The sequence below is a fragment of the Citrobacter sp. RHBSTW-00671 genome (assembly GCF_014103415.1).
Taxonomy (GTDB): Bacteria; Pseudomonadota; Gammaproteobacteria; order Enterobacterales; family Enterobacteriaceae; genus Citrobacter.
On record NZ_JABXPR010000001.1, the window covers coordinates 2,360,690 to 2,380,695 of the forward strand.

The window sequence follows — 20,006 nt, forward strand, 5'->3', positions numbered from 1 at the left end:
AGGAGCTGAACCATGCAGCCTGACCTGCACAGCCGTACCCTTGCGGCTCACACCTTACAGCAATTTAGAACGCTTTCCCCACTGACACACTGTATGACTAATGACGTTGTGCAGAGTTTTACCGCCAATACGCTACTGGCTTTAGGGGCATCCCCTGCGATGGTGATTGAACCTGAGGAAGCCAGCCAGTTTGCTGCTATTGCCCAGGCGCTGCTCATTAATGTTGGGACACTGACTCAGGCGCGAGCAACGGCAATGCGTGCCGCCGTTGAGCAGGCACAGCAGGTAAAAACCCCCTGGACGCTGGATCCTGTTGCCGTTGGCGCACTGGATTTTCGTCGTCGCTTTTGTCTGGACATACTTGCGCTGCGCCCGGCTGCGATTCGTGGCAACGCGTCAGAAATACTCGCCCTGGCTGGGATGAATGCCGGTGGGCGTGGGGTGGATACCACCGACACCGCATTGGCTGCGATTCCGGCAGCACAAACGCTGGCACGCCAGGTTGGAACTATTGTCGCGGTTACCGGGGAAGTGGATTACGTCACTGATGGTCAGCGGACGGTGGGTATTCATGGTGGCGATCCGTTGATGACACGGGTCGTGGGCACCGGATGCGCACTGTCAGCGGTAGTCGCAGCCAGCTGCGCCCTGGAGGGAGACCGGTTGAACAATGTTGCTTCCGTCTGTAGCTGGATGAAACAGGCCGGACAACGCGCCACGCAACAATCGACCGGACCGGGCAGTTTTGTCCCGGCATTTCTCGATGCCCTCTATAATCTGAACACCCAGGAGCACGCATGAAACGGATTAACGCCTTAACCATTGCCGGAACCGATCCGAGCGGCGGTGCAGGTATTCAGGCCGACTTAAAAACTTTTTCGGCACTCGGCGCTTATGGCTGTTCAGTCATCACGGCACTGGTGGCGCAAAATACGCGCGGAGTACAGTCGGTTTACCGGATTGAGCCTGATTTTGTGGCGGCGCAGCTGGACTCGGTGTTCAGCGATGTGCGCATCGATACCACCAAAATCGGCATGCTGGCAGAAACCGACATTGTCGAAGCCGTTGCCGAACGTTTACAGCGTCACCGCGTACAAAACGTCGTACTGGATACGGTAATGCTGGCAAAAAGCGGCGATCCGCTGTTGTCTTCCTCTGCGGTTGAAACGCTGCGTACCCGTCTGTTACCGCAAGTGTCGATTATTACCCCTAATCTGCCGGAGGCGGCGGCGCTGCTCGGGGCATCGCATGCCCGAACGGAGCAGGAAATGTTAGAACAGGGGCGTGCGCTGAGTGCGCTGGGCTGTGAGGCGGTATTAATGAAAGGGGGGCATCTGGATGATGCGCAAAGCCCTGACTGGCTCTTTACCCGTGATGGCGAACAGCGTTTCACCGCGCCAAGAGTGGCAACCAAAAATACGCACGGAACGGGTTGTACGCTGTCGGCAGCGCTGGCGGCACTGCGTCCACGTCATGCTAACTGGGCTGATACGGTACAGGAGGCTAAGTTGTGGCTCTCTGCGGCGTTGGCGCAGGCGGATACGCTGGAAGTGGGCGAGGGGATTGGCCCGGTGCATCATTTCCACGCGTGGTGGTGATGAGCAGAAATGGTATACTGGCTGCGGAAACGGCTGCCAGGAAAAAGATAAATGGAACAAGCGCATACCCAGCTTATCGCGCAACTGAATGAACGTATTTCAGCGGCGGACAACACGCCGCTGTATATGAAATTTGCTCAAACGGTTAAGAACGCTGTGCGCTGTGGGATCCTGGAGCATGGTAATATCCTGCCTGGCGAGCGCGACCTCAGCCAGTTGACTGGCGTTTCACGCATTACGGTGCGAAAAGCGATGCAGGCGCTGGAAGAAGAGGGGGTGGTGACGCGTGCGCGTGGCTACGGGACGCAAATCAATAACATCTTCGAGTATTCGCTCAAAGAAGCGCGCGGTTTTTCACAACAGGTGGTGTTACGCGGTAAAAAGCCGGATACGCTGTGGGTGAATAAACGCGTGGTGCCCTGTCCGGAAGAGGTGGCTCAGCAGTTGGCTATTGCTGTCGGCAGTGAGGTCTTCTTGCTGAAGCGCATTCGCTATGTTGATGAAGATGCTGTGTCTATTGAAGAATCATGGGTACCCACCCATCTTATCCATGATGTGGATGCCATTGGCGTTTCACTGTACGACTATTTCCGCAGCCAACATATCTTTCCGCAGCGCACACGCTCACGCGTCAGTGCGCGGATGCCGGACGCCGAGTTCCAGTCGCATATCCAGATGGACAGCAAAGTGCCGGTACTGGTGATCAAGCAGGTAGCGCTTGATCAGCAGCAACGGCCTATTGAATACAGTATCAGTTACTGTCGAAGCGACCTATACGTCTTTGTGTGCGAGGAGTAACGCCTCGCGTGAGGGGGCGCAGTCGCCACCGCGGTGACCCACCACCCAGGCGGCTACCGCATTGCCAAGCAGGACGGCATCGCCCAGCGACCAACCCGATGCCAGCCCAGCCAGCATGCCGCCAGCGTGACTGTCTCCCGCACCGATGGTATCAACGACTGTGGTCGGAAAGGCGGGCACGCAACCGGATGTCTGAGCGCTGAAATACCACGCGCCGTCTTTATCGTGACGCACTACCACCGGTGCGGTGAAACGCTGCACCCATTCTGCGCCAAAACCTTCCACATCCTGACTCAATGCAAACCGTTCGGCGGCAATTTCTGCCTCCTGACGATTAAGTGACACCAGCGGACGACAGGCCATGATCCGCGCCATCAGGACATCGGGAATATCACCAATTCGTGGGCCAAAATCGATAAACGGCGTCACCTCTTCCAGACCTTCCAGCCATTGCACCAGCAATTCACCACAGGGTGAGGCCAGCTGGTAGCCGGAAAGGTAGACGTAACTCTCGTGCGGGATATTCAGCTGTGCCAGCCAGTCAGCATTCCACTGATTTTCGACGCCGCTAAAGGACATAAATGTGCGTTCACCGTCCGGCTCGACCAGTGCCAGACACCAGCCGTTATCGCCCTCAGCATTGTCGATCAGGCTGTGCAATCCTTCTTTCGCCATACGATTGCGGATTATATCGGCCCACACGCCCTGACCCAGCGGTAGGGCATTACTGGCCTCGATGCCCAGACGCTTTAGAGCGACGGCAATGTTGAGCGCACAACCGCCCACGTTCACGCCCTGTTGCTTAAGCTCAATATCACAGCCGCGCCAGGGAAGAGCATACGCATCGGCAATCACATCAATAACAGCCGCACCGACTACCGTTACTGGTCGCTGGCTGTGCAACTGTGGGAGAAGCGTTTGCAGACGCGTAGCACTCATAGCGCCTCCCGTTGCTCGCGCAGCCGCACTAACGCACTGGCATAGCGGGTGAAATCGAGCTTATTCACCGTATCCAGTTCCTGTTTTAACGTCGGATTAATCGCGCTTACGCCGTGTAGCGCACCACAAATAGCGGTTGCCATTGCCCCGATGGTGTCAGTGTCACCGCCGAGATTCGCACACAGTACGGCACAGCGGTTAGGGTCGGTTTGTGCCAGTTCGACCATCGCGATGGCGCAGGGCACGGATTCGATGGTGCTGGTCCCGGCACCAATCACCTGATACAGCTGCTCGCTGGCAGATTCCGCACCGTTGGCCTCGCGAACGATTTTCAATGCCAGTTCAAGGCGGGCGGCGAGCGATGCGCTAAACGTAGTGATCCGTTTTTGCTGAGCGTGGAGAGCAATCGCGGGAAGTGCGCCGACAATCTCAGGCCATGTCCTTGCGTCGATAGCTCGAGACACCGCCCAGGCGATGACCACCGCGCCCGCAATCGCTAAATCAGACTTATGTGTCGGGCTGGAGGCCAGCGCGATGTCGTCAATAAACGCATCAAGATTGCCTGTCGGTAGCAGACATCCCAACGGCGACACGCGCATAGCCGCCCCATTGGTGACACCGTTGTTTTCCAGCTCAGCAACGGGCTTACCGTCGCGGATGGCGTTGAGCGCAATCTTTGAGGTGGGGCCCAGCACGTTTTTATTGAAAGCATCAAAACGTTCAGCCCAGGCGAGGATATTGCGGCCAATAACGTCCGGAACAATCTCTCCGTTGCACTCGAGCAGGGCATCGGCCAGACACAGCGCCATGGAGGTGTCATCAGTGAACTCCGCCTGGTTGAAATAGCAGGCGGCATTATTTTCCGCAGGACCGGGCAAAAAACGGTCGATCCAACCGAAGTGAGCTTTTACCCGGGTTCGTGGCCACAGTTCCGACGGCATACCCATCGCATCCCCTAACGCCTGCCCATAAAGAGCACCGAGAACACGTTCTGCTTTCATTTAACTTCCCCTTGTTGCAATGCGATATCGCGGTCGTCCACCTTAATAGCGGTGATTTCTTTGTCTGACTCGCGAAAGAAAATCATAAACAGCACGGCGATAACGGCGATCATGATCGCGCCAAATCCCCACATGCCAGCCCAGTTAAAGGTGAGGCCATTAACCGGCTCTTTATAAGCAAACATTTTCTCCATCATCACCCCACCCAGGCGGTAGCCGAGCAGGCTGCCGAATCCCTGACAACAGAGCGTGATTAACCCCTGCGCAGCGGTGCGCATGTGCACCGGCGCTTTTTTATCGACATAGATGTAGGCCGTAACGTAGTAGAAATCGTAGCTAACGCCATGTAGCAGAATGCCGAGAAATAGCAGGGCGTAGGTGAAATATTCTTCCGCGCCGCCGTAAACAAAAAATCCGTAGCGGATCGCGGCAGTGATAAGACCAAGCAATAATACCTTTTTAATGCCAAAGCGTTTGGTGAAGAACGGTAGTGCCAGCATAAAGAAAATTTCAGAGAACTGACCCAGCGTCATCCAGCCGGTCGCATTTTTCATCCCAACTTCTGTCAGGTAGCCGTTGGCGAAGATGTAGTAAAACGCCAGCGGCATGGCAAACAGAAAAGAGCAGAAGAAAAAGACCAGGAAGTTCTTATCACGCAGCAGGATCAGTGCATCCAGGCCCAGCATGACTTTGAAATCCATCTTGCCGGTACTTTTCGGCGGCGTATCCGGTAAAAAGAAAGCGAAGATACCCAGCAACGCGGAACTTGCGGCGGTAATGAGCAGCGGAACGTTGGTCGGTGAAATGTCGTTATAGCCGAGCATTTGCGGTAAGAATCCACAAGCCAGGCCGGATGCGATCCAGCCGATCGTGCCCATTACGCGAATGCGTGGAAAATCACGTTCGACATCCGGGACGTTGGCGAAGGCGATACTGTTGGTTAGTGCAATCGTCGGCATATAGGTGAGTGAATACGCCAGCAATAGCGGAAAGAATCCGCCGAACGTCGTCTGCTGCGCGGCAAAATACATCAAAATCGCGCCGACAAACATCAGCACTGCCAGTACTTTTTGCGCAGAGAAAAAGCGGTCAGTGATCGAACCGACGAAGATCGGTGAGAGGATCGCGGCAATGGCGGTACAGGCATAAGACCAGCCAATTTCACCGGCAGTAAAGCCGCTTTTACTCAGCCAGAGCCAAAGCGGCACAAACCAGGCGCCCCAGATAAACCACTCCACAAACATCATGAACGACAGCTTAACTGTAGTTTTCATCTTTAAATCCTTCATGACAGGTAAGGTACGGCTGGATAGTACCATTTGATAATACCTTTTAAATACCTTTATGGTCTAAATTTGACCGCTGTATCATTTTTTGATGCCTGAATCGAGCCAGCGGAAATCGCTGAAAAGTGCGCTAAAGATGGAAAAAATGCGTAGTCAGTACCAGGCTTATTGCTGCCCGCCACCAGGCGGGTCAGGACAATCCACTTCCGATATCAAATCGGAACTTACGGGAGCATAGCTATGACTGATATTGCGCAGTTGCTTGGCAAAGATGCCGACAACCTTTTACAGCATCGTTGTATGACCATTCCTTCTGACCAACTTTACCTGCCAGGACATGATTACGTCGACCGCGTGATGGTTGACAATAACCGTCCACCTGCCGTGCTGCGTAATATGCAGACGCTGTACAACACCGGACGGCTCGCGGGAACCGGTTATTTGTCGATTCTGCCTGTAGACCAGGGGGTGGAGCATTCTGCTGGGGCATCATTTGCCGCAAACCCGCTGTATTTTGATCCCAAAAATATTGTTGAGCTGGCGATTGAAGCGGGCTGCAACTGCGTCGCGTCAACCTATGGCGTGCTGGCGTCTGTTTCCCGCCGTTATGCGCATCGCATTCCATTCCTGGTGAAAATTAACCATAACGAAACGCTCAGCTACCCGAATACCTTTGACCAGACGCTGTACGCCAGCGTGGAGCAAGCGTTCAATATGGGCGCGGTCGCAGTGGGGGCGACTATTTATTTCGGTTCAGAGGAGTCGCGCCGCCAGATTGAAGAGATTTCTGCGGCCTTTGAGCGCGCCCACGAGTTGGGCATGGTAACGGTCCTGTGGGCCTATTTGCGTAACTCCGCGTTTAAGAAAGACGGAGTGGATTATCATGTTTCGGCTGATTTGACCGGGCAGGCAAATCATCTGGCGGCGACTATCGGCGCGGATATCGTTAAACAAAAAATGGCAGAGAATAACGGCGGGTATAAAGCGGTTAACTTCGGCTACACCGACGATCGTGTCTATAGCAAGCTGACCAGTGATAACCCGATTGACCTGGTGCGTTATCAACTGGCGAACTGCTATATGGGACGCGCCGGACTCATTAACTCCGGAGGTGCGGCCGGCGGAGAAACCGATCTCAGCGATGCGGTGCGTACTGCGGTGATTAACAAGCGTGCCGGTGGTATGGGATTAATTCTTGGACGTAAAGCGTTCAAGAAAACCATGGCTGACGGCGTGAAGCTGATTAACGCCGTGCAGGATGTTTATCTGGATAACAAAGTCACGATTGCCTGATGTCAGTAGAGTACCGTCGGATTAGCGCAATAATGGGCAGCCCGGTGGTAATCTGCAGCGCAGGGCTGCGGGCAGGATCTCAACATGAAACTCTTGCCCGCTAAGCGGTTCACCATCCAGATTGAAGGTAATTTCATGTGGCGCACGGATATCAAACCATGATGATGCGCCATCAATGATATTCGGATTGCCTTCGGACTGAGTTATCGCCGACAACAGTGCCGGAATCAGCTCCTCACCGGTAAAGATTCGCAGTTGCAGCAGACCGTCGTTAATGAGCGCTGTCGGGCAAAGTTGCTGTCCGCCACCGGCCTGACGCCCGTTGCCAATACCAATCACCAGCGCATCCCCCTGCCAGTGAAAGTTTTCGCCGCGAATTTCGCAACTGTCTGGCTTTAGCGTATCCATGCGCATTAACCCGTGAATAAAGTACGACACACCGCCCAGGGCGGCTTTGAGTTTCTCCGGTGTTTCGCTGGTGATCCGCGTACCGAACCCTCCGGTCGCCATATTGATAAAGCAGGTTTTATCGTTGACCTGCGCCATATCAATCGCTACCGAGTTCCCGGCAATAGCCAGCTTTAATGCCTTGTCCAGCGCTTCAGGAATGCCAACGCTGGTAGCAAAATCATTTGCCGTTCCCAATGGCAAAATCCCGAGTGCCGGAATATTCTCCCCCTGACAGTGGATCAGCGCTGTGGATACTTCGTTGATGGTACCGTCACCACCGCCGGCAATCACCGTTGCCACGCCCAACCGGAGCGCTTCATCAACGTAACGTTGCGCATCGCCTTTTTCCCAGGTCACGCGAACATGGATTTCGACACTCTCATTGCGCAGTTGAGCAATAGCGTCACGCAGGGGTAGGTTATCAGCACTTTTTCCATTCAGGATCAGTAAGCTGGCCGGGAATGCTATCATCCTGTTGCCTCACTTTTATCGTTTTAACTAGTGTATGTCAGGAATGCGTTTATGGCGTAGGAACTGACTGAAAGCGAAGACCCATCGACGGATTCTGAGAGCGGTTGATAGTCTGTATGGGTCATATGCGAAAAAAAAGCCCGTACTTGCGTACGAGCTCTTTCTCGAATATGGCGGTGAGGGGGGGATTGACTCGCTTTGCTCGCCCCTACGGGGCAGCCCGTTCGCGATGCTCCCGGTCTGTCCAGCTGGCTACGCCAGCAGTCGAACCCCGGTCGGGGCTTCTCATCCCCCCGGAGGTGTGCAATATTGACTAGTCCTGATATAGGTTGACAGTTTTTTGTCTATAAAACGCCTGATGAACATCATCGGGCGTTTTGTATTTCAGGGCCAGATGTGGCCGTTCATGGTTATAAATGGCCACGGACTCTTTTACCATCATTCGGGCTTGTGCAAGATCCACCGGGCGGGAGAGTAAAAACTCATTTTTCAGTATCCCGTTTATTCTCTCAGCCAGCGCATTCTGGTAGCAGTCGTAACCATCGGTCATTGAACAGATTATTCCGTTTCGCTCATGAACTGACTGATAAAGTACCGAACAGTATTGCAGTCCTCTGTCAGAGTGATGTACCAGCGGACCTGTCGTTTTTCTCCGCCTCAGAGCCTGTCTGAACGCCTTTACCACGTTTTCTGTCTGCAGGTTTTCCCCGACATGGTAACCCACGATTTTTCTGGAGCAGGCATCGGTGACCAGACTCAGATAAGCCGTGCCGCTGCGTAGTGGAAGGTAAGTTATATCAGCGACCCAGACCTGCTCTGGCTCAAGGGCGGTAACCTGTTCAGGGCCGGGTTTCAGCAGATTAGGATGCCGGTAAAAGCGATGATGGCTGTTGGTTGTTTTGTGATATGCCCGTTTCACGGGGACCAGGAGCCGGTATTCACCCAGCAGGTTAAACAAACGGTCCCGCCCTATAGCCAGTGTTTTACCGGCCTGGGTGTTCAGCAGATAGTGCAGTTTACGCGTACCTATTCGCGGCTGACGGCACCGGGTACGTGCAACAAAATCAAGAACCTGAGCATGATGCTCCTGCCGTTTATTACATCTTGTGTTGTACTGGTACCACGCCTGTCTGCTGTGCCCCAGGAATTGACATGCACGCGTAACTGTTATTTTTGGGGCCTGACTTTGCGTGAGGACTTGCCGGGCCGCTTTTTTACAACACTCACCCCGTAATCATTTTTCAGGACGTTGATAACGGACTCAAAAAACTCAGCTTTCTGGTTTGCCAGCTCAAGCTGTTCTTCAAGTTCCCTGATTCTTTGCTCGGGTGTAAGCGGGACAGTCGTCTGAGCCACAGGCAGTTTCCTCTTCACCAGGTCAGGAAGTCCGGGACTCCAGTCAAGCCGGCCATATTTACGCAGCCAGACAAGTACGGTGGAGCGCCCCTGAATGCCATATCGCTGCTGGGCCTGTTTATAGGTCATCTCGCCTTTTTCGACCTGCTCAACGACGGCTATTTTAAAGGATAGAGGATAATCGCGTTGGGTGCGTTTGAACTCAGTCATCATCACGTTCTCCGGAATTAAATCTGGAACGTGTCAACGCTATTCAGGACGGGTCATATGCGAAAAAAAAGCCCGTACTTGCGTACGAGCTCTTTCTCGAATATGGCGGTGAGGGGGGGATTGACTCGCTTTGCTCGCCCCTACGGGGCAGCCCGTTCGCGATGCTCCCGGTCTGTCCAGCTGGCTACGCCAGCAGTCGAGCCCCGGTCGGGGCTTCTCATCCCCCCGGAGGTGTGCAATATGCGAAAAAAAAGCCCGTACTTGCGTACGAGCTCTTTCTCGAATATGGCGGTGAGGGGGGGATTCGAACCCCCGATACGTTGCCGTATACACACTTTCCAGGCGTGCTCCTTCAGCCACTCGGACACCTCACCATATTGTTGTTCCTGTACTGCTGGAACGGGCGCTAATGTAGGGGAAATACCGCCCCGGCGTCAATCTACTTTTTCAAAAAAACGTGCATTTACACAAACTTCAAGCAACATGGGGCTTAAATGAGCGGGAATTGTTTTTTTTGCCAGCACCCTGAAATTTGCTAATCTGATGTTCCCTCGGAAAATGATGATAATAAGTGCGAGAATGTTCCGCATAACAATGTTCAGGAGACAATATGGAAATAATTTTCTATCACCCTACATTTGATACGGCCTGGTGGGTAAAGGCGCTGACGAAAGCCATCCCTGGCGCTAACGTTCGCGAGTGGAAAGCGGGTGATAACGCCCATGCCGACTATGCGCTGGTCTGGCATCCGCCGGTTGAAATGCTGGCAGGACGAAAGTTGAAAGCCGTCTTTGCATTGGGAGCCGGAGTGGACTCCATCCTCAGTAAGCTAAAAGCGCACCCGGAGATGCTGGATACCTCGATTCCACTTTTCCGTCTGGAAGATACCGGTATGGGCCTGCAAATGCAGGAGTATGCGGTGAGTCAGGTGTTGCACTGGTTCCGCCGCTTTGATGACTATCAGGCATTAAAATCCCAGGCGAAGTGGCAGCCGTTGCAAGAGTATACCCGTGATGAATTTACTATCGGAATCATGGGGGCCGGTGTATTAGGGGCTAAAGTGGCAGAGAGCCTGCAGGCATGGGGCTTCCCGTTACGCTGTTGGAGCCGTACCCGTAAATCCTGGCCTGGTGTGGAAAGTTTTGCAGGCACCGAAGAGTTGAGTGCATTTTTAAGCCAGACGCGTGTGCTGATTAATCTTCTGCCCAATACGGCAGAAACGGTAGGTATTATTAATGCCGGACTGTTGAATCAATTACAGGATGGAGCCTATGTGCTTAACCTGGCGCGTGGCGTTCATCTCAATGAAGACGATCTTCTGGCATCGTTGGATAGCGGAAAACTGAGAGGTGCGATGCTGGATGTCTATAGCCGAGAACCGCTACCCGAAGACAACCCATTGTGGAAACACTCGCGTGTGGCGATGACGCCGCACATTGCAGCGGTAACGCGCCCGGCGGAAGCGGTGGATTATATCTCTCGTACAATCCTTAGCCTGGAAAGTGGCAAAGCGGTTACCGGTCAGGTCGATCGCGTTCGGGGTTACTGATATCAATGTCAACCCGGCCTGCGCCGGGTTTTGACTCAATACAACCCGAATTATTTAGGGTATTAATGGCGGCGATACCTGCTATCCTTGACGGAAAACGACTACAGGAGAGAGTTATGTATCCCGTTGACCTGCATATGCATACCGTTGCCAGCACCCACGCCTACAGCACCCTGAGTGATTACATCGCTGAAGCCCATCGCAAGGGTATCAAGCTGTTTGCCATCACCGATCATGGACCGGACATGGCGGATGCGCCACACCACTGGCATTTTATTAACATGCGTATTTGGCCGCGCGTGGTGAACGGAGTGGGGATCCTGCGCGGGATAGAAGCGAACATTAAGAATATTGAAGGGGAGATCGACTGTTCAGGGCCGATGTTTGACTCACTCGATCTGATTATTGCGGGCTTCCATGAGCCAGTTTTTGCCCCTCACGATAAAGAGACCAATACTCAGGCGATGATCGCCACGATGGCGAATGGCAATGTGCATATTATCAGCCATCCAGGAAATCCCAAATATCCCGTCGATATCACCGCAATTGCACAGGCGGCGGCAAAATATCAGGTTGCACTGGAAATCAATAATTCCTCATTTTTGCATTCGCGTAAGGGCAGTGAAGATAACTGTCGCGCTGTGGCTGCGGCAGTACGTGATGCAGGTGGCTGGGTGGCCCTGGGTTCAGATTCCCATACCGCATTTACGTTGGGAGAGTTCGGTGAATGCCGTAAGATTCTGGATGATGTGGGCTTCCCGGAAGAGCGAATTCTGAACGTTTCACCAAAACGCTTGCTGTCGTTTCTGGAATCGCGGGGCATGGAGCCTATCGCGGAATTTGCTGAACTTTAATTGTTACTAACTGGAATATATCAATGAACGAGTTTTCTATCCTGTGCCGTGTACTGGGCTCGCTGTTTTACCGCCAACCGCAGGACCCTTTACTGGTTCCCCTGTTTACCCTGATTAGCGAAGGTAAACTGTCTGCTAACTGGCCACTGGAACAGGATGAGCTGTTGGCCCGTTTGCAGAAAAGCTGTGATATGCCCCAGCTTGCTGCAGATTACAACGCGCTGTTTGTCGGGAAAGAGTGTTCAGTACCGCCTTATCGTAGCGCCTGGGTAGAAGGGGCGAAGGAAGCAGATGTTCGTGCATTCCTTTCAGCACGTGGAATGCCGCTGGCGGATACACCAGCCGATCATATTGGTACCTTGTTGCTGGCGGCATCCTGGCTTGAAGACCAGTCAGCAGAAGATGAGAGTGAAGCACTGGAAACCTTGTTTGTTGACTACCTGCTTCCCTGGTGCGGCACGTTCCTTGGTAAAGTTGAGGCGCATGCGAATACCGCTTTCTGGCGAACTATGGCACCGCTAACGCGCGATGCCATTAGCGCAATGTGGGACGAATTGCAGGAAGATACCGACGAATAAATGTGATTTAGATCACTATGTACTGCAACGCAAATTATCGTCTTGCATAAATTGTGTGCACGATCTCATTACTATGCCGTTTTTCTGCTAAGATGCGCGGCATGAACATACTTCTCTCTATTGCAATCACAACGGGCATTCTCTCCGGACTCTGGGAATGGGTGGCCGTTTCTCTTGGTTTACTCAGTTGGGCTGGCTTCCTGGGCTGTACGGCTTATTTTGCCTGCCCACAAGGTGGACTGAAAGGGCTGTGGATCTCGGCATGTACGTTGCTAAGCGGTGTAGTGTGGGCGTTGGTGATTATTAATGGTAGCGCGCTTGCCCCGCATATGGACATCCTTGGCTATGTCATAACGGGAATTGTCGCATTTATGATGTGTATCCAGGCAAAGCAATGGCTGCTTTCATTTGTCCCAGGCACATTTATGGGGGCATGCGCAACATTTGCAGGGCAGGGAGACTGGCAGTTGGTTCTGCCTTCTCTGGGGCTGGGACTGGTGTTTGGCTATGCGATGAAAAACAGTGGTCTGTGGCTGGCATCACGTCGCGAAAACCCGACTTCATCCACACTGACCAGTAAATAAAAAAAGCGTGAGGCTTCCCTCACGCTTTTTATTCTCTCTTTAGTATCAGGACTCTGGAGGTACCGACATATGGCGGTATTTGACCAGAATGTCGTTATCAACTTGTTTCTTATCCTGCAAATCCCACAAGCCGCGATCGATACCGTCATTTATCAGGAAGATAACGCCAGTTTCAATGGCTGACATCAGGCAAAGCATGACCGGCTCGTTAGAGGTATAACCAATTTCCCCTTCCAGAAGCCGTTGGTAGTCAATGAAACGGAATACCCCTGCCTGCACTTCATAAGACAGGATGGTTTTACTGGTGTTGACCGAAGAAAGGATCTCACCGGTACTGACGTTAACCACACGCAGGTTTACCGCAATCTGATCGAGTTGGTATTGCGTATCTGCACCAATACCGAAATAACGTGCGCCGACACCACCTGATTTAACGTTGCTTTCATAGCCGATGATTGAACCTTCCACCATCACGTTAGCTGCGGTTAATGATTGCAGCGGAATTCGGTTGTTAATAGCAACCGTGCCGTTTTCCTGTGCCGCACGGATTATTTTCCGTTCGTTCAGTAAGTTCTGTAATCCCTGACGCTCCAGCGGGATGAACCAACGCGAATCTTTCAGTGCGGTAACCAGCATTGCCGTGGCACTTTGCGGTACGGCAGTGGAGAAGTTACTTGCCGGATAAGGTTTAAACTGACCCGTTTCATCCTGGATATTGTAAACCGATACAAAGATTTTACCCGTAGGCATCGGGAGATGCGTCAAGTCTTTGTAACTTTGGGCGCGAGGCATTAATGTCGGTTTAGCGGCTTCTTGCGGTGGGGACGTTAAGCATCCGCTGAGTAAAAATACTGCAACCATTATAAGTAAGCGCTGCATGATTTTTTCCTTTCGTGGCTATGGCTTAGAAATCGGTTGACTGTGTTTGCAAACCCGACACTTCGATCGTTGATGTTTTTCCCGATTTCCTGTCGGTAACATTCAATTGCAGTTGCCCGTCCCGGTTAGCGATATCAATGATAAAATCATTGGTCACCATTCTTCCCGGCTTACCGGTATTAATGTTGGTGAGCAGGCCGCCGAGAATTTGTGACTGAATCGCCTGAGTAAAGTTATCCAGCGCTGACGGGGTTTCAATTCCGTAATCGCTATAGCTCGGATCTTTATAGGAGTTCTGCGCCTGAGCGCTGTTCAACAAAAAAGCCCCGTTATTCGGGTTGCCACCAAAGTTTGGGTTTCGGAACTGGAACGTCATGTTTCCGGCCCAACTTAATGGTGAAATTAGCATGAGCAAAACCACTGCATGTTTGACACGCATGAAAGCCTCCGGACAAAATCATGTTTTAGAATTCATCGCGCGCTAAATCGCTCGTGCTTAATAGTGTTTGATCTATTTGCCGGCGATTTAATGCTTCCTCAGTTTGTGCCAATGCGAAGACGACAATTTTGTCGAAGTCTCTTTTCGTGGGGAATAAAAAAGTCTGGAAGATAACGTCCTGATTGACCGTTATGGTGATCCAACTTCCCCAACGCGCACTGGGTCTTTCATTGATAGTTAAATTTCCTGTGTACTCACTTTCCCACTTGTCACTAAATGCACGATAAAAATCATGCCCGATTGAAGAGACAGTGTGGTCAGTTAACAGTCCGGGAACCTCCACCTCTACGCTGGTAGCCGCGTGCAAATTCCCGGCAGCAAAGAATAAATTTGCTGCCACTATCCAGGTCAAATAGCGTTTCATGGCTTTATCGCCTGAGGTTATCATTGGCCCATGAGACCGCCTGCGTACGATTTTTGACAGCTATCTTTTTGAAAAGATTATAAAGATGTGTTTTTACCGTATTTTCACTGATAAATAGTGAGCGAGCGATTTCAATATTTGAGGCGCCGATACGCAATTTATTAAGTATTTCTTTTTCACGGTGTGTCAGTAACGCCGACTCCGTGCTGTTATAACGATAATTTCCAGAATGCGTGATCAGATAACTGGCAAGCTTTTGCGTGAAGTAACATTCACCGCGTAAGACACCCTGCAAGCCGCTAACGACACGCTGTTCGTCTTCAGTTGCGTAAAACACGCCATTGATATGTGGCCAGTTTTCGATATCCCGATAAGGGTAGTCATCAGGGGTATTCAACAATAACGTCTTTATATTGTTGTTTTTTCTGCTCAAATTATCTTGCCAGTAATGGATCAGTTTTTTATCTGCCTCCATCATATCCAGTAAAACAATGCAGCTGGAGGAAATATCATCCAGAGAACGTTGAATATTATGTAGTTTTCCGGTTAGTGCCAGTGATTGTTTTAAATGTTGTAATAATGCAGTTGCCTGCAAAGAAGGTTTCGTGATCAACAATAATGTATGACCATGAATGCTATGGACTTCATTAAACATGATGAAACTCCACTTTTTAGTCGCACACCTGACAGCTGTCTCTACTAAAATAGAGGCACCAGAAGTACTGACAGATGTTGCACTGCTGTGTAGAAATAAAATATCGACCCAAAGGGGTGAAAATATTAAAACAAATGGACTTCAACTGATTTCAATCTAGCTATTACAAATCTTAAAGCAAGTGTTAAACATGTAACAGGATGTAAAATTATATATTTAAATGTGATTTTTGGGTTTTATTGGAGTTTAGATTTGATAGGAAAGTTGTACATTTTACCGTTGCTGCATAGATTTAAAAAATCATACAAATTATAGTAATTTATTGATTTATAATGTTTTAATTTATAATTATCAAGTTTTAGAATTCTAATGAATTCAAAATTTTTTGCCCCACTTTACGTTGGACAATTTTAGGCGGAAAAAACTGACCTTTGTCACGACTTGTATCGATGACTATCGCGACGCGGTGCTGCGAAGCCCTGAAATCGTGGAAAGAGCACTTTTTCAGTGACTGCATAGACATTCATTCCTGATGACGAAATAAAAATAAAACCTATACCTGTAGCGGTGTTATTCACTGTTAATTAGTACTTTGGTGTGAATCTGGATATAAAAATACCACTCGCGGGTGAGTTATTTAAAATGTTTCAACGGACATACTCTTCATCGTAACGTGGCGTTAACAAATGTAAGTCATGTTAACAACAATTTGAGTGGTAATTAATTTAACTTCATGTACGACCAGGTCCAGGGTGACAGCATGAAAAACAAGTTGTTATTTATGATGTTTACAATACTGGGTGTGCCTGGGATTGCATCCGCAACCAGTTATGATTTAGCTAATTCAGAATATAACTTTGCGGTAAATGAATTAAGTAAGTCTTCATTTAATCAGGCAGCCATTATTGGTCAGGTTGGCACTGCTAACAGTGCAAATACTCGCCAGGAGGGCAGCAAGTTATTGTCGGTCATTTCGCAAGAAGGTTCAGGTAACCGGGCGAGAACAGACCAGACAGGATCATATAATTTTGCATATATTGATCAAACGGGCAGCTCCAATGATGCGAGTATTAAACAAAGTTCTTACGGTAATACAGCGATGATTATCCAGAAAGGTTCTGGTAATAAAGCAAATATTACCCAGTACGGTACACAAAAAACAGCAGTTGTGGTGCAGAGACAGTCGCAAATGGCAATTCGCGTTACTCAACGCTAATCCGTGAACGACGTTTAAATCAATCCGATGGGGGTTTTACCATGAAACTTTTAAAAGTGGCAGCATTCGCAGCAATCGTAGTTTCTGGCAGTGCTCTGGCAGGCCTTGTTCCGCAATTGAACAGCAATGGTCACCATAACGGTGGTAGTAATTATGGCCCGGACTCTTCATTGAGTATTTACCAATATGGGTCAAGTAACGTTGCGAATGCGCTGCAAAGTGATGCACGTAAATCAGACGTGACCATCACACAACACGGACATGGTAACGGTGCTACCGTCGGGCAAGGTGCTGATGATAGTACCATTAGCCTGAAACAGACTGGCTTCCAGAACAGCGCAGATATCAATCAGTGGAATGCAAAAAATGCTGACATCAGTGTAACTCAGTTCGGTGGTCGTAACGGTGCGGTGGTTAATCAGACTGCATCTGACTCGAATGTTCTGATTCAGCAGGTTGGTTATGGCAACAATGCGACAGCTAACCAGCACTAATTCAGTTTTATGACTGATAATAAACAGGGCGAAAGCCCTGTTTTTTTTCGGGAGCATATTATGCATACGCTATTACTTATTGCCGCGCTTTCAAATCAAATAACCTTTAATACAACCCAGCAAGGTGAGATGTATACCATTATTCCGCAGGTGACGTTATCGCAACCCTGCGTGTGCCAGGTACAAGTTCTTGCCATACGTAAAGGGTCGGGGGGGCAAAGCCAAACGCAACAGAAAACAAGCCTGTCGATCCCTGCTAATCGGCCGATTGAATTAACAAAACTGAGCTTTAATATTTCACCTGAAGATACGGTCAACATTGTCGTTACCGTTTCGGATGGGCAGTCATTGCATCTGTCCCAGCAGTGGCCTGATTCAAGCAGTCGCTCATGATTTTTTGCTGTATTTGCTTTAAGGGTGTGGCTGGGACAGCGGTGCTGTTCTATGAATATAGAGACGTGAAAACGTTTTTATTTGGTCGTTAATCGCAGCGGTGAAGGATCACTTCGATCCCTCAAGGATGGTTTATCATTGAGGAACCCTTATGAGCACCTTATTAAAACGTATTTTAAGTACCAGTTTATGTGTTACTTCTTTTTTTATGTTCTCCGCAACGGCGCAGCAAATCACACCTGGCGGAATTATCCATTTCCGTGGCGCAATAGTTGAATCGCCTTGTGAGGTGAACTCGCAACAACAACAGATTGAATTGTCATGTATACGTGATGGCAAGCTACGGAGTAGTCGCTATAACACGCAACAGATAGCGATGGCCCCTGAAAGCCTCCAGCAAATTGCCAGTGTGAAAATGCAGTACCTTAATGAACAGAAAAATCTGGCGATTCTTAATATTGAATATAAATGAATCGTTCCGGCGTAGATATGCACCTGTATGGTTAAAAAGTGAGATTTCGTAGAAAACCCTGCTGTACACTTAACAGAGAGTGTTTTGTCAGGGGGAACTTATGCAATCGCGTGTTCATGTTTTACAGGGCGACATTACGACAATCGCCGTTGATGTGATTGTCAATGCGGCCAACTCCTCATTGCTGGGCGGCGGTGGCGTTGATGGAGCGATTCATCGTGCAGCTGGACCGGCACTGTTGGAAGCCTGCAAACAGGTATTACAGCAACAGGGCGAATGCCCAACCGGTCATGCGGTTATCACCCTGGCGGGAGATCTTCCCGCCAAAGCGGTGATCCACACTGTTGGGCCCGTCTGGCAGGGCGGCGATCATCATGAAGCTGAACGCCTTGAGGAGGCCTATCGCAATTCATTACAACTGGCACTGGCCAATGGCTATCAATCCATTGCGTTCCCGGCTATCAGCACCGGAGCCTACGGGTATCCACGTGCGGCGGCGGCGGAGATAGCGGTGAATACGGTGCTGAAATTTATCACCCGCCGTGCGCTACCTGATCAAATCTACTTCGTGTGTTTTGATGAGGAAAATGCCAGGTTATACAAGAGATTACTCACCCAACAAGGCGATGATAATACGGCCTGATATGACGCGACTTGAGCGTGCCATTACCCCATTGTGCGTAAGCCATCCGGATCAGTGCGGCATTCTGGCACTGGATGACAGTCTGGATGCTTTCGCAGCCCGTTATCGGCTGACAGAAATGGCGGAACGAACGCTGGATGTGCAGTATTACATCTGGGAGAACGACATGTCCGGGCTGCTGTTGTTTTCTGTTCTGCTGGCCGCGGCGAAACGCGGGGTACGGGTTCGTTTGCTGTTGGATGATAACAACACGCCGGGCCTTGATGACACGCTGCGTCTGCTGGATAACCATCCGAATATTGAAGTCCGCCTGTTTAATCCCTTCTCATTTCGCATCCTTCGCGCGTTGGGATATTTAACCGATTTCGCCCGGCTCAATCGCCGCATGCACAATAAAAGTTATACCGCGGACGGTGTAGTGACGCTGGTTGGTGGGCGTAATATCGGTGATGCCTATTTTGGTGCGGGTGAAGAACCGTTGTTTTCCGATCTTGACGTGATGGCCATCGGTCCGGTGGTGAAAGAGGTCGCGGATGATTTTGAGCGCTACTGGCAATGTCAGTCAGTTTCAACGTTACAGAGCGTCCTTGCGTTGTCTGAGCCAGAAACGACGCAACGTATTGAACTGCCAGAATCCTGGTATAACGACGATATTACCCGACGCTATTTGCACAAACTGGAGACCAGCCAGTTTATGACGCAGCTCGATCAGGGTTCACTGTCGCTGATTTGGGCCAAAACGCGGCTGCTCAGTGACGATCCGGCAAAAGGAGAGGGGAAAGCGCCGCGTCACTCGCTATTACCGCAGCGTTTGTTTGACGTCATGGGCTCACCCACTGAGCGTATTGATATAATTTCCGCTTACTTTGTGCCGACACGTGCCGGAGTCGCACAGCTCCTGCGCCTGGTCCGAAAAGGGGTAAAAATTGCTATTTTAACTAACTCGCTGGCCGCGAATGATGTGGCAATTGTGCATGCGGGATATGCGCGCTGGCGGAAAAAATTGCTGCGCTATGGTGTAGAACTGTATGAGCTAAAACCAACCCGCGATCGCGGTGCGGTGGTACACGATCGCGGGCTGACCGGCAATTCAGGCTCCAGTCTGCATGCGAAAACCTTCAGCATTGATGGCCGCAAAGTCTTCATCGGCTCGCTTAATTTTGATCCGCGCTCAACGTTGCTCAATACGGAAATGGGGTTTGTGATTGAGAGTGAAGTGCTGGCGTCATTGATTCATAAACGCTTTATGCAAAGCCAGCGTGATGTGGCCTGGCAATTGCGCCTGGACCGCTGGGGCCGGATAAACTGGGTAGACTGTCCTGACGGCAGTGAGCGGGTAGTGAAAAAAGAACCCGCCACAGGATTCTGGAAGCGGGTTCTGGTGAGGCTGGCCTCTGTATTACCGATTGAATGGCTGCTCTGAG

23 protein-coding genes, 1 tRNA gene and 1 other RNA gene are annotated in these 20,006 nt (G+C 50.6%); 14 read left to right on the plus strand and 11 right to left on the minus strand.

Annotated features, from left to right (window positions below; all coding sequences use genetic code 11):
* Positions 1-12: 12 nt before the first annotated feature.
* Genes thiM through HV261_RS11100 form a run of 3 tightly spaced genes read left to right on the plus strand, consistent with a single transcriptional unit; the run spans position 13 to position 2,396 of the window.
* Positions 13-801, plus strand: coding sequence for a hydroxyethylthiazole kinase (gene thiM, locus HV261_RS11090; protein WP_202038293.1), 789 nt, complete (start codon positions 13-15; stop codon positions 799-801).
* Positions 798-1,598, plus strand: a complete 801-nt coding sequence (thiD, locus tag HV261_RS11095) for a bifunctional hydroxymethylpyrimidine kinase/phosphomethylpyrimidine kinase (RefSeq protein WP_202038294.1) — start codon at positions 798-800, stop codon at positions 1,596-1,598. The genes thiM and thiD overlap by 4 nt, the downstream gene beginning before the upstream one ends.
* A gap of 51 nt (positions 1,599-1,649) precedes the next feature.
* A complete protein-coding gene (locus HV261_RS11100) occupies positions 1,650-2,396 on the plus strand; it encodes a GntR family transcriptional regulator (protein WP_202038295.1) in 747 nt (248 codons plus the stop codon).
* On the opposite strand, the gene HV261_RS11105 is transcribed toward HV261_RS11100, so the two are convergent.
* From HV261_RS11105 to HV261_RS11115, 3 genes are read right to left on the minus strand one after another with little or no spacing between them, the layout of a single operon-like run.
* A complete protein-coding gene (locus HV261_RS11105) occupies positions 2,370-3,335 on the minus strand; it encodes a carbohydrate kinase family protein (protein WP_202038296.1) in 966 nt (321 codons plus the stop codon). The genes HV261_RS11100 and HV261_RS11105 overlap by 27 nt on opposite strands.
* Positions 3,332-4,336 (minus strand): ADP-ribosylglycohydrolase family protein, encoded by a 1,005-nt coding sequence (locus HV261_RS11110; protein ID WP_202038297.1) that lies wholly within the window; start codon positions 4,334-4,336, stop codon positions 3,332-3,334. The genes HV261_RS11105 and HV261_RS11110 overlap by 4 nt, the downstream gene beginning before the upstream one ends.
* Complete coding sequence (locus tag HV261_RS11115) at positions 4,333-5,610, minus strand: nucleoside permease (RefSeq protein ID WP_202038298.1); 1,278 nt, start codon at positions 5,608-5,610, stop codon at positions 4,333-4,335. The genes HV261_RS11110 and HV261_RS11115 overlap by 4 nt, the downstream gene beginning before the upstream one ends.
* A gap of 252 nt (positions 5,611-5,862) precedes the next feature.
* Here HV261_RS11115 and fbaB point away from each other — a divergent pair, with 252 nt between their 5' ends.
* Positions 5,863-6,915 carry a class I fructose-bisphosphate aldolase gene (gene fbaB, locus HV261_RS11120; protein ID WP_005129139.1) on the plus strand — a complete coding sequence of 351 codons (1,053 nt, stop codon included), beginning with the start codon at positions 5,863-5,865 and terminating at the stop codon, positions 6,913-6,915.
* 21 nt (positions 6,916-6,936) lie between these two features.
* On the opposite strand, the gene yegS is transcribed toward fbaB, so the two are convergent.
* The 4 genes from yegS to HV261_RS11140 all read right to left on the minus strand — a co-directional run bounded on the left by yegS (position 6,937) and on the right by HV261_RS11140 (position 9,776).
* Positions 6,937-7,836 (minus strand): lipid kinase YegS, encoded by a 900-nt coding sequence (gene yegS / locus HV261_RS11125; RefSeq protein WP_202038299.1) that lies wholly within the window; start codon positions 7,834-7,836, stop codon positions 6,937-6,939.
* A gap of 171 nt (positions 7,837-8,007) precedes the next feature.
* A non-coding RNA gene (locus tag HV261_RS11130) (RtT sRNA) lies at positions 8,008-8,146 on the minus strand.
* Between the two features lie 3 nt (positions 8,147-8,149).
* A protein-coding gene (locus tag HV261_RS11135; protein WP_202037240.1) for an IS3 family transposase occupies positions 8,150-9,405 on the minus strand; the annotation gives its coding sequence in 2 pieces (ribosomal slippage) (positions 8,150-9,054 and positions 9,054-9,405; 1,257 coding nt in all).
* Positions 9,406-9,688: 283 nt separating this feature from the next.
* Positions 9,689-9,776: transfer RNA gene (locus HV261_RS11140), tRNA-Ser, on the minus strand.
* A 236-nt stretch (positions 9,777-10,012) separates the two neighbouring features.
* On the opposite strand from HV261_RS11140, the gene ghrA reads away from it, so the two are divergent.
* The 4 genes from ghrA (at position 10,013) to HV261_RS11160 (ending at position 12,967) form a co-directional block, all read left to right on the plus strand.
* Positions 10,013-10,951: a glyoxylate/hydroxypyruvate reductase GhrA gene (gene ghrA, locus HV261_RS11145; protein WP_202038300.1), complete on the plus strand. Its 939-nt coding sequence runs from the start codon at positions 10,013-10,015 to the stop codon at positions 10,949-10,951.
* A 116-nt stretch (positions 10,952-11,067) separates the two neighbouring features.
* Positions 11,068-11,805 (plus strand): phosphatase, encoded by a 738-nt coding sequence (locus HV261_RS11150; protein WP_202038301.1) that lies wholly within the window; start codon positions 11,068-11,070, stop codon positions 11,803-11,805.
* Between the two features lie 23 nt (positions 11,806-11,828).
* Complete coding sequence (locus HV261_RS11155) at positions 11,829-12,383, plus strand: TorD/DmsD family molecular chaperone (RefSeq protein ID WP_202038302.1); 555 nt, start codon at positions 11,829-11,831, stop codon at positions 12,381-12,383.
* A 101-nt stretch (positions 12,384-12,484) separates the two neighbouring features.
* A complete protein-coding gene (locus HV261_RS11160; RefSeq protein WP_202038303.1) occupies positions 12,485-12,967 on the plus strand; it encodes a DUF1097 domain-containing protein in 483 nt (160 codons plus the stop codon).
* A gap of 45 nt (positions 12,968-13,012) precedes the next feature.
* Here HV261_RS11160 and csgG read toward each other — a convergent pair whose 3' ends face one another.
* Genes csgG through csgD form a run of 4 tightly spaced genes read right to left on the minus strand, consistent with a single transcriptional unit; the run spans position 13,013 to position 15,364 of the window.
* Positions 13,013-13,846, minus strand: coding sequence for a curli production assembly/transport protein CsgG (gene csgG / locus HV261_RS11165; RefSeq protein ID WP_005129128.1), 834 nt, complete (start codon positions 13,844-13,846; stop codon positions 13,013-13,015).
* A 25-nt stretch (positions 13,847-13,871) separates the two neighbouring features.
* Positions 13,872-14,285, minus strand: a complete 414-nt coding sequence (gene csgF / locus HV261_RS11170; protein ID WP_005129126.1) for a curli production assembly/transport protein CsgF — start codon at positions 14,283-14,285, stop codon at positions 13,872-13,874.
* Between the two features lie 25 nt (positions 14,286-14,310).
* Positions 14,311-14,709 (minus strand): curli production assembly/transport protein CsgE, encoded by a 399-nt coding sequence (gene csgE / locus HV261_RS11175; protein ID WP_061068136.1) that lies wholly within the window; start codon positions 14,707-14,709, stop codon positions 14,311-14,313.
* A gap of 4 nt (positions 14,710-14,713) precedes the next feature.
* The gene (csgD, locus tag HV261_RS11180; protein ID WP_005129125.1) at positions 14,714-15,364 is read right to left on the minus strand and encodes a biofilm master transcriptional regulator CsgD; all 651 of its coding nucleotides are present in this window, start codon (positions 15,362-15,364) and stop codon (positions 14,714-14,716) included.
* Positions 15,365-16,124: 760 nt separating this feature from the next.
* On the opposite strand from csgD, the gene csgB reads away from it, so the two are divergent.
* The 6 genes from csgB (at position 16,125) to HV261_RS11210 (ending at position 20,005) form a co-directional block, all read left to right on the plus strand.
* Entirely contained in the window at positions 16,125-16,580 is a 456-nt protein-coding gene (csgB, locus tag HV261_RS11185; RefSeq protein WP_048211206.1) for a curli minor subunit CsgB, read from the plus strand.
* A gap of 41 nt (positions 16,581-16,621) precedes the next feature.
* A complete protein-coding gene (gene csgA, locus HV261_RS11190) occupies positions 16,622-17,074 on the plus strand; it encodes a curli major subunit CsgA (RefSeq protein WP_137383203.1) in 453 nt (150 codons plus the stop codon).
* Between the two features lie 60 nt (positions 17,075-17,134).
* Positions 17,135-17,467, plus strand: coding sequence for a curli assembly chaperone CsgC (gene csgC / locus HV261_RS11195; RefSeq protein ID WP_137383204.1), 333 nt, complete (start codon positions 17,135-17,137; stop codon positions 17,465-17,467).
* A gap of 151 nt (positions 17,468-17,618) precedes the next feature.
* Positions 17,619-17,939, plus strand: coding sequence for a YmdA family protein (locus HV261_RS11200; protein ID WP_202038304.1), 321 nt, complete (start codon positions 17,619-17,621; stop codon positions 17,937-17,939).
* Between the two features lie 100 nt (positions 17,940-18,039).
* Positions 18,040-18,582, plus strand: a complete 543-nt coding sequence (gene ymdB / locus HV261_RS11205) for an O-acetyl-ADP-ribose deacetylase (protein WP_137383206.1) — start codon at positions 18,040-18,042, stop codon at positions 18,580-18,582.
* On the plus strand, positions 18,518-20,005 hold the full coding sequence (locus HV261_RS11210; RefSeq protein ID WP_202038305.1) for a phospholipase D family protein: 1,488 nt from the start codon (positions 18,518-18,520) through the stop codon (positions 20,003-20,005). The genes ymdB and HV261_RS11210 overlap by 65 nt, the downstream gene beginning before the upstream one ends.
* Position 20,006: the final 1 nt, after the last annotated feature.

Excerpts from the sequence above, each read along its gene's own strand:
- thiM (WP_202038293.1), top strand. The coding sequence starts at position 13 with ATGCAGCCTGACCTGCACAGCCGTACCCTTGCGGCTCACACCTTACAG.
- thiD (WP_202038294.1), top strand. The coding sequence starts at position 798 with ATGAAACGGATTAACGCCTTAACCATTGCCGGAACCGATCCGAGCGGC.
- HV261_RS11100 (WP_202038295.1), top strand. The coding sequence starts at position 1,650 with ATGGAACAAGCGCATACCCAGCTTATCGCGCAACTGAATGAACGTATT.
- HV261_RS11105 (WP_202038296.1), bottom strand. The coding sequence starts at position 3,335 with ATGAGTGCTACGCGTCTGCAAACGCTTCTCCCACAGTTGCACAGCCAG.
- HV261_RS11110 (WP_202038297.1), bottom strand. The coding sequence starts at position 4,336 with ATGAAAGCAGAACGTGTTCTCGGTGCTCTTTATGGGCAGGCGTTAGGG.
- HV261_RS11115 (WP_202038298.1), bottom strand. The coding sequence starts at position 5,610 with ATGAAAACTACAGTTAAGCTGTCGTTCATGATGTTTGTGGAGTGGTTT.
- fbaB (WP_005129139.1), top strand. The coding sequence starts at position 5,863 with ATGACTGATATTGCGCAGTTGCTTGGCAAAGATGCCGACAACCTTTTA.
- yegS (WP_202038299.1), bottom strand. The coding sequence starts at position 7,836 with ATGATAGCATTCCCGGCCAGCTTACTGATCCTGAATGGAAAAAGTGCT.
- ghrA (WP_202038300.1), top strand. The coding sequence starts at position 10,013 with ATGGAAATAATTTTCTATCACCCTACATTTGATACGGCCTGGTGGGTA.
- HV261_RS11150 (WP_202038301.1), top strand. The coding sequence starts at position 11,068 with ATGTATCCCGTTGACCTGCATATGCATACCGTTGCCAGCACCCACGCC.
- HV261_RS11155 (WP_202038302.1), top strand. The coding sequence starts at position 11,829 with ATGAACGAGTTTTCTATCCTGTGCCGTGTACTGGGCTCGCTGTTTTAC.
- HV261_RS11160 (WP_202038303.1), top strand. The coding sequence starts at position 12,485 with ATGAACATACTTCTCTCTATTGCAATCACAACGGGCATTCTCTCCGGA.
- csgG (WP_005129128.1), bottom strand. The coding sequence starts at position 13,846 with ATGCAGCGCTTACTTATAATGGTTGCAGTATTTTTACTCAGCGGATGC.
- csgF (WP_005129126.1), bottom strand. The coding sequence starts at position 14,285 with ATGCGTGTCAAACATGCAGTGGTTTTGCTCATGCTAATTTCACCATTA.
- csgE (WP_061068136.1), bottom strand. The coding sequence starts at position 14,709 with ATGAAACGCTATTTGACCTGGATAGTGGCAGCAAATTTATTCTTTGCT.
- csgD (WP_005129125.1), bottom strand. The coding sequence starts at position 15,364 with ATGTTTAATGAAGTCCATAGCATTCATGGTCATACATTATTGTTGATC.
- csgB (WP_048211206.1), top strand. The coding sequence starts at position 16,125 with ATGAAAAACAAGTTGTTATTTATGATGTTTACAATACTGGGTGTGCCT.
- csgA (WP_137383203.1), top strand. The coding sequence starts at position 16,622 with ATGAAACTTTTAAAAGTGGCAGCATTCGCAGCAATCGTAGTTTCTGGC.
- csgC (WP_137383204.1), top strand. The coding sequence starts at position 17,135 with ATGCATACGCTATTACTTATTGCCGCGCTTTCAAATCAAATAACCTTT.
- HV261_RS11200 (WP_202038304.1), top strand. The coding sequence starts at position 17,619 with ATGAGCACCTTATTAAAACGTATTTTAAGTACCAGTTTATGTGTTACT.
- ymdB (WP_137383206.1), top strand. The coding sequence starts at position 18,040 with ATGCAATCGCGTGTTCATGTTTTACAGGGCGACATTACGACAATCGCC.
- HV261_RS11210 (WP_202038305.1), top strand. The coding sequence starts at position 18,518 with ATGAGGAAAATGCCAGGTTATACAAGAGATTACTCACCCAACAAGGCG.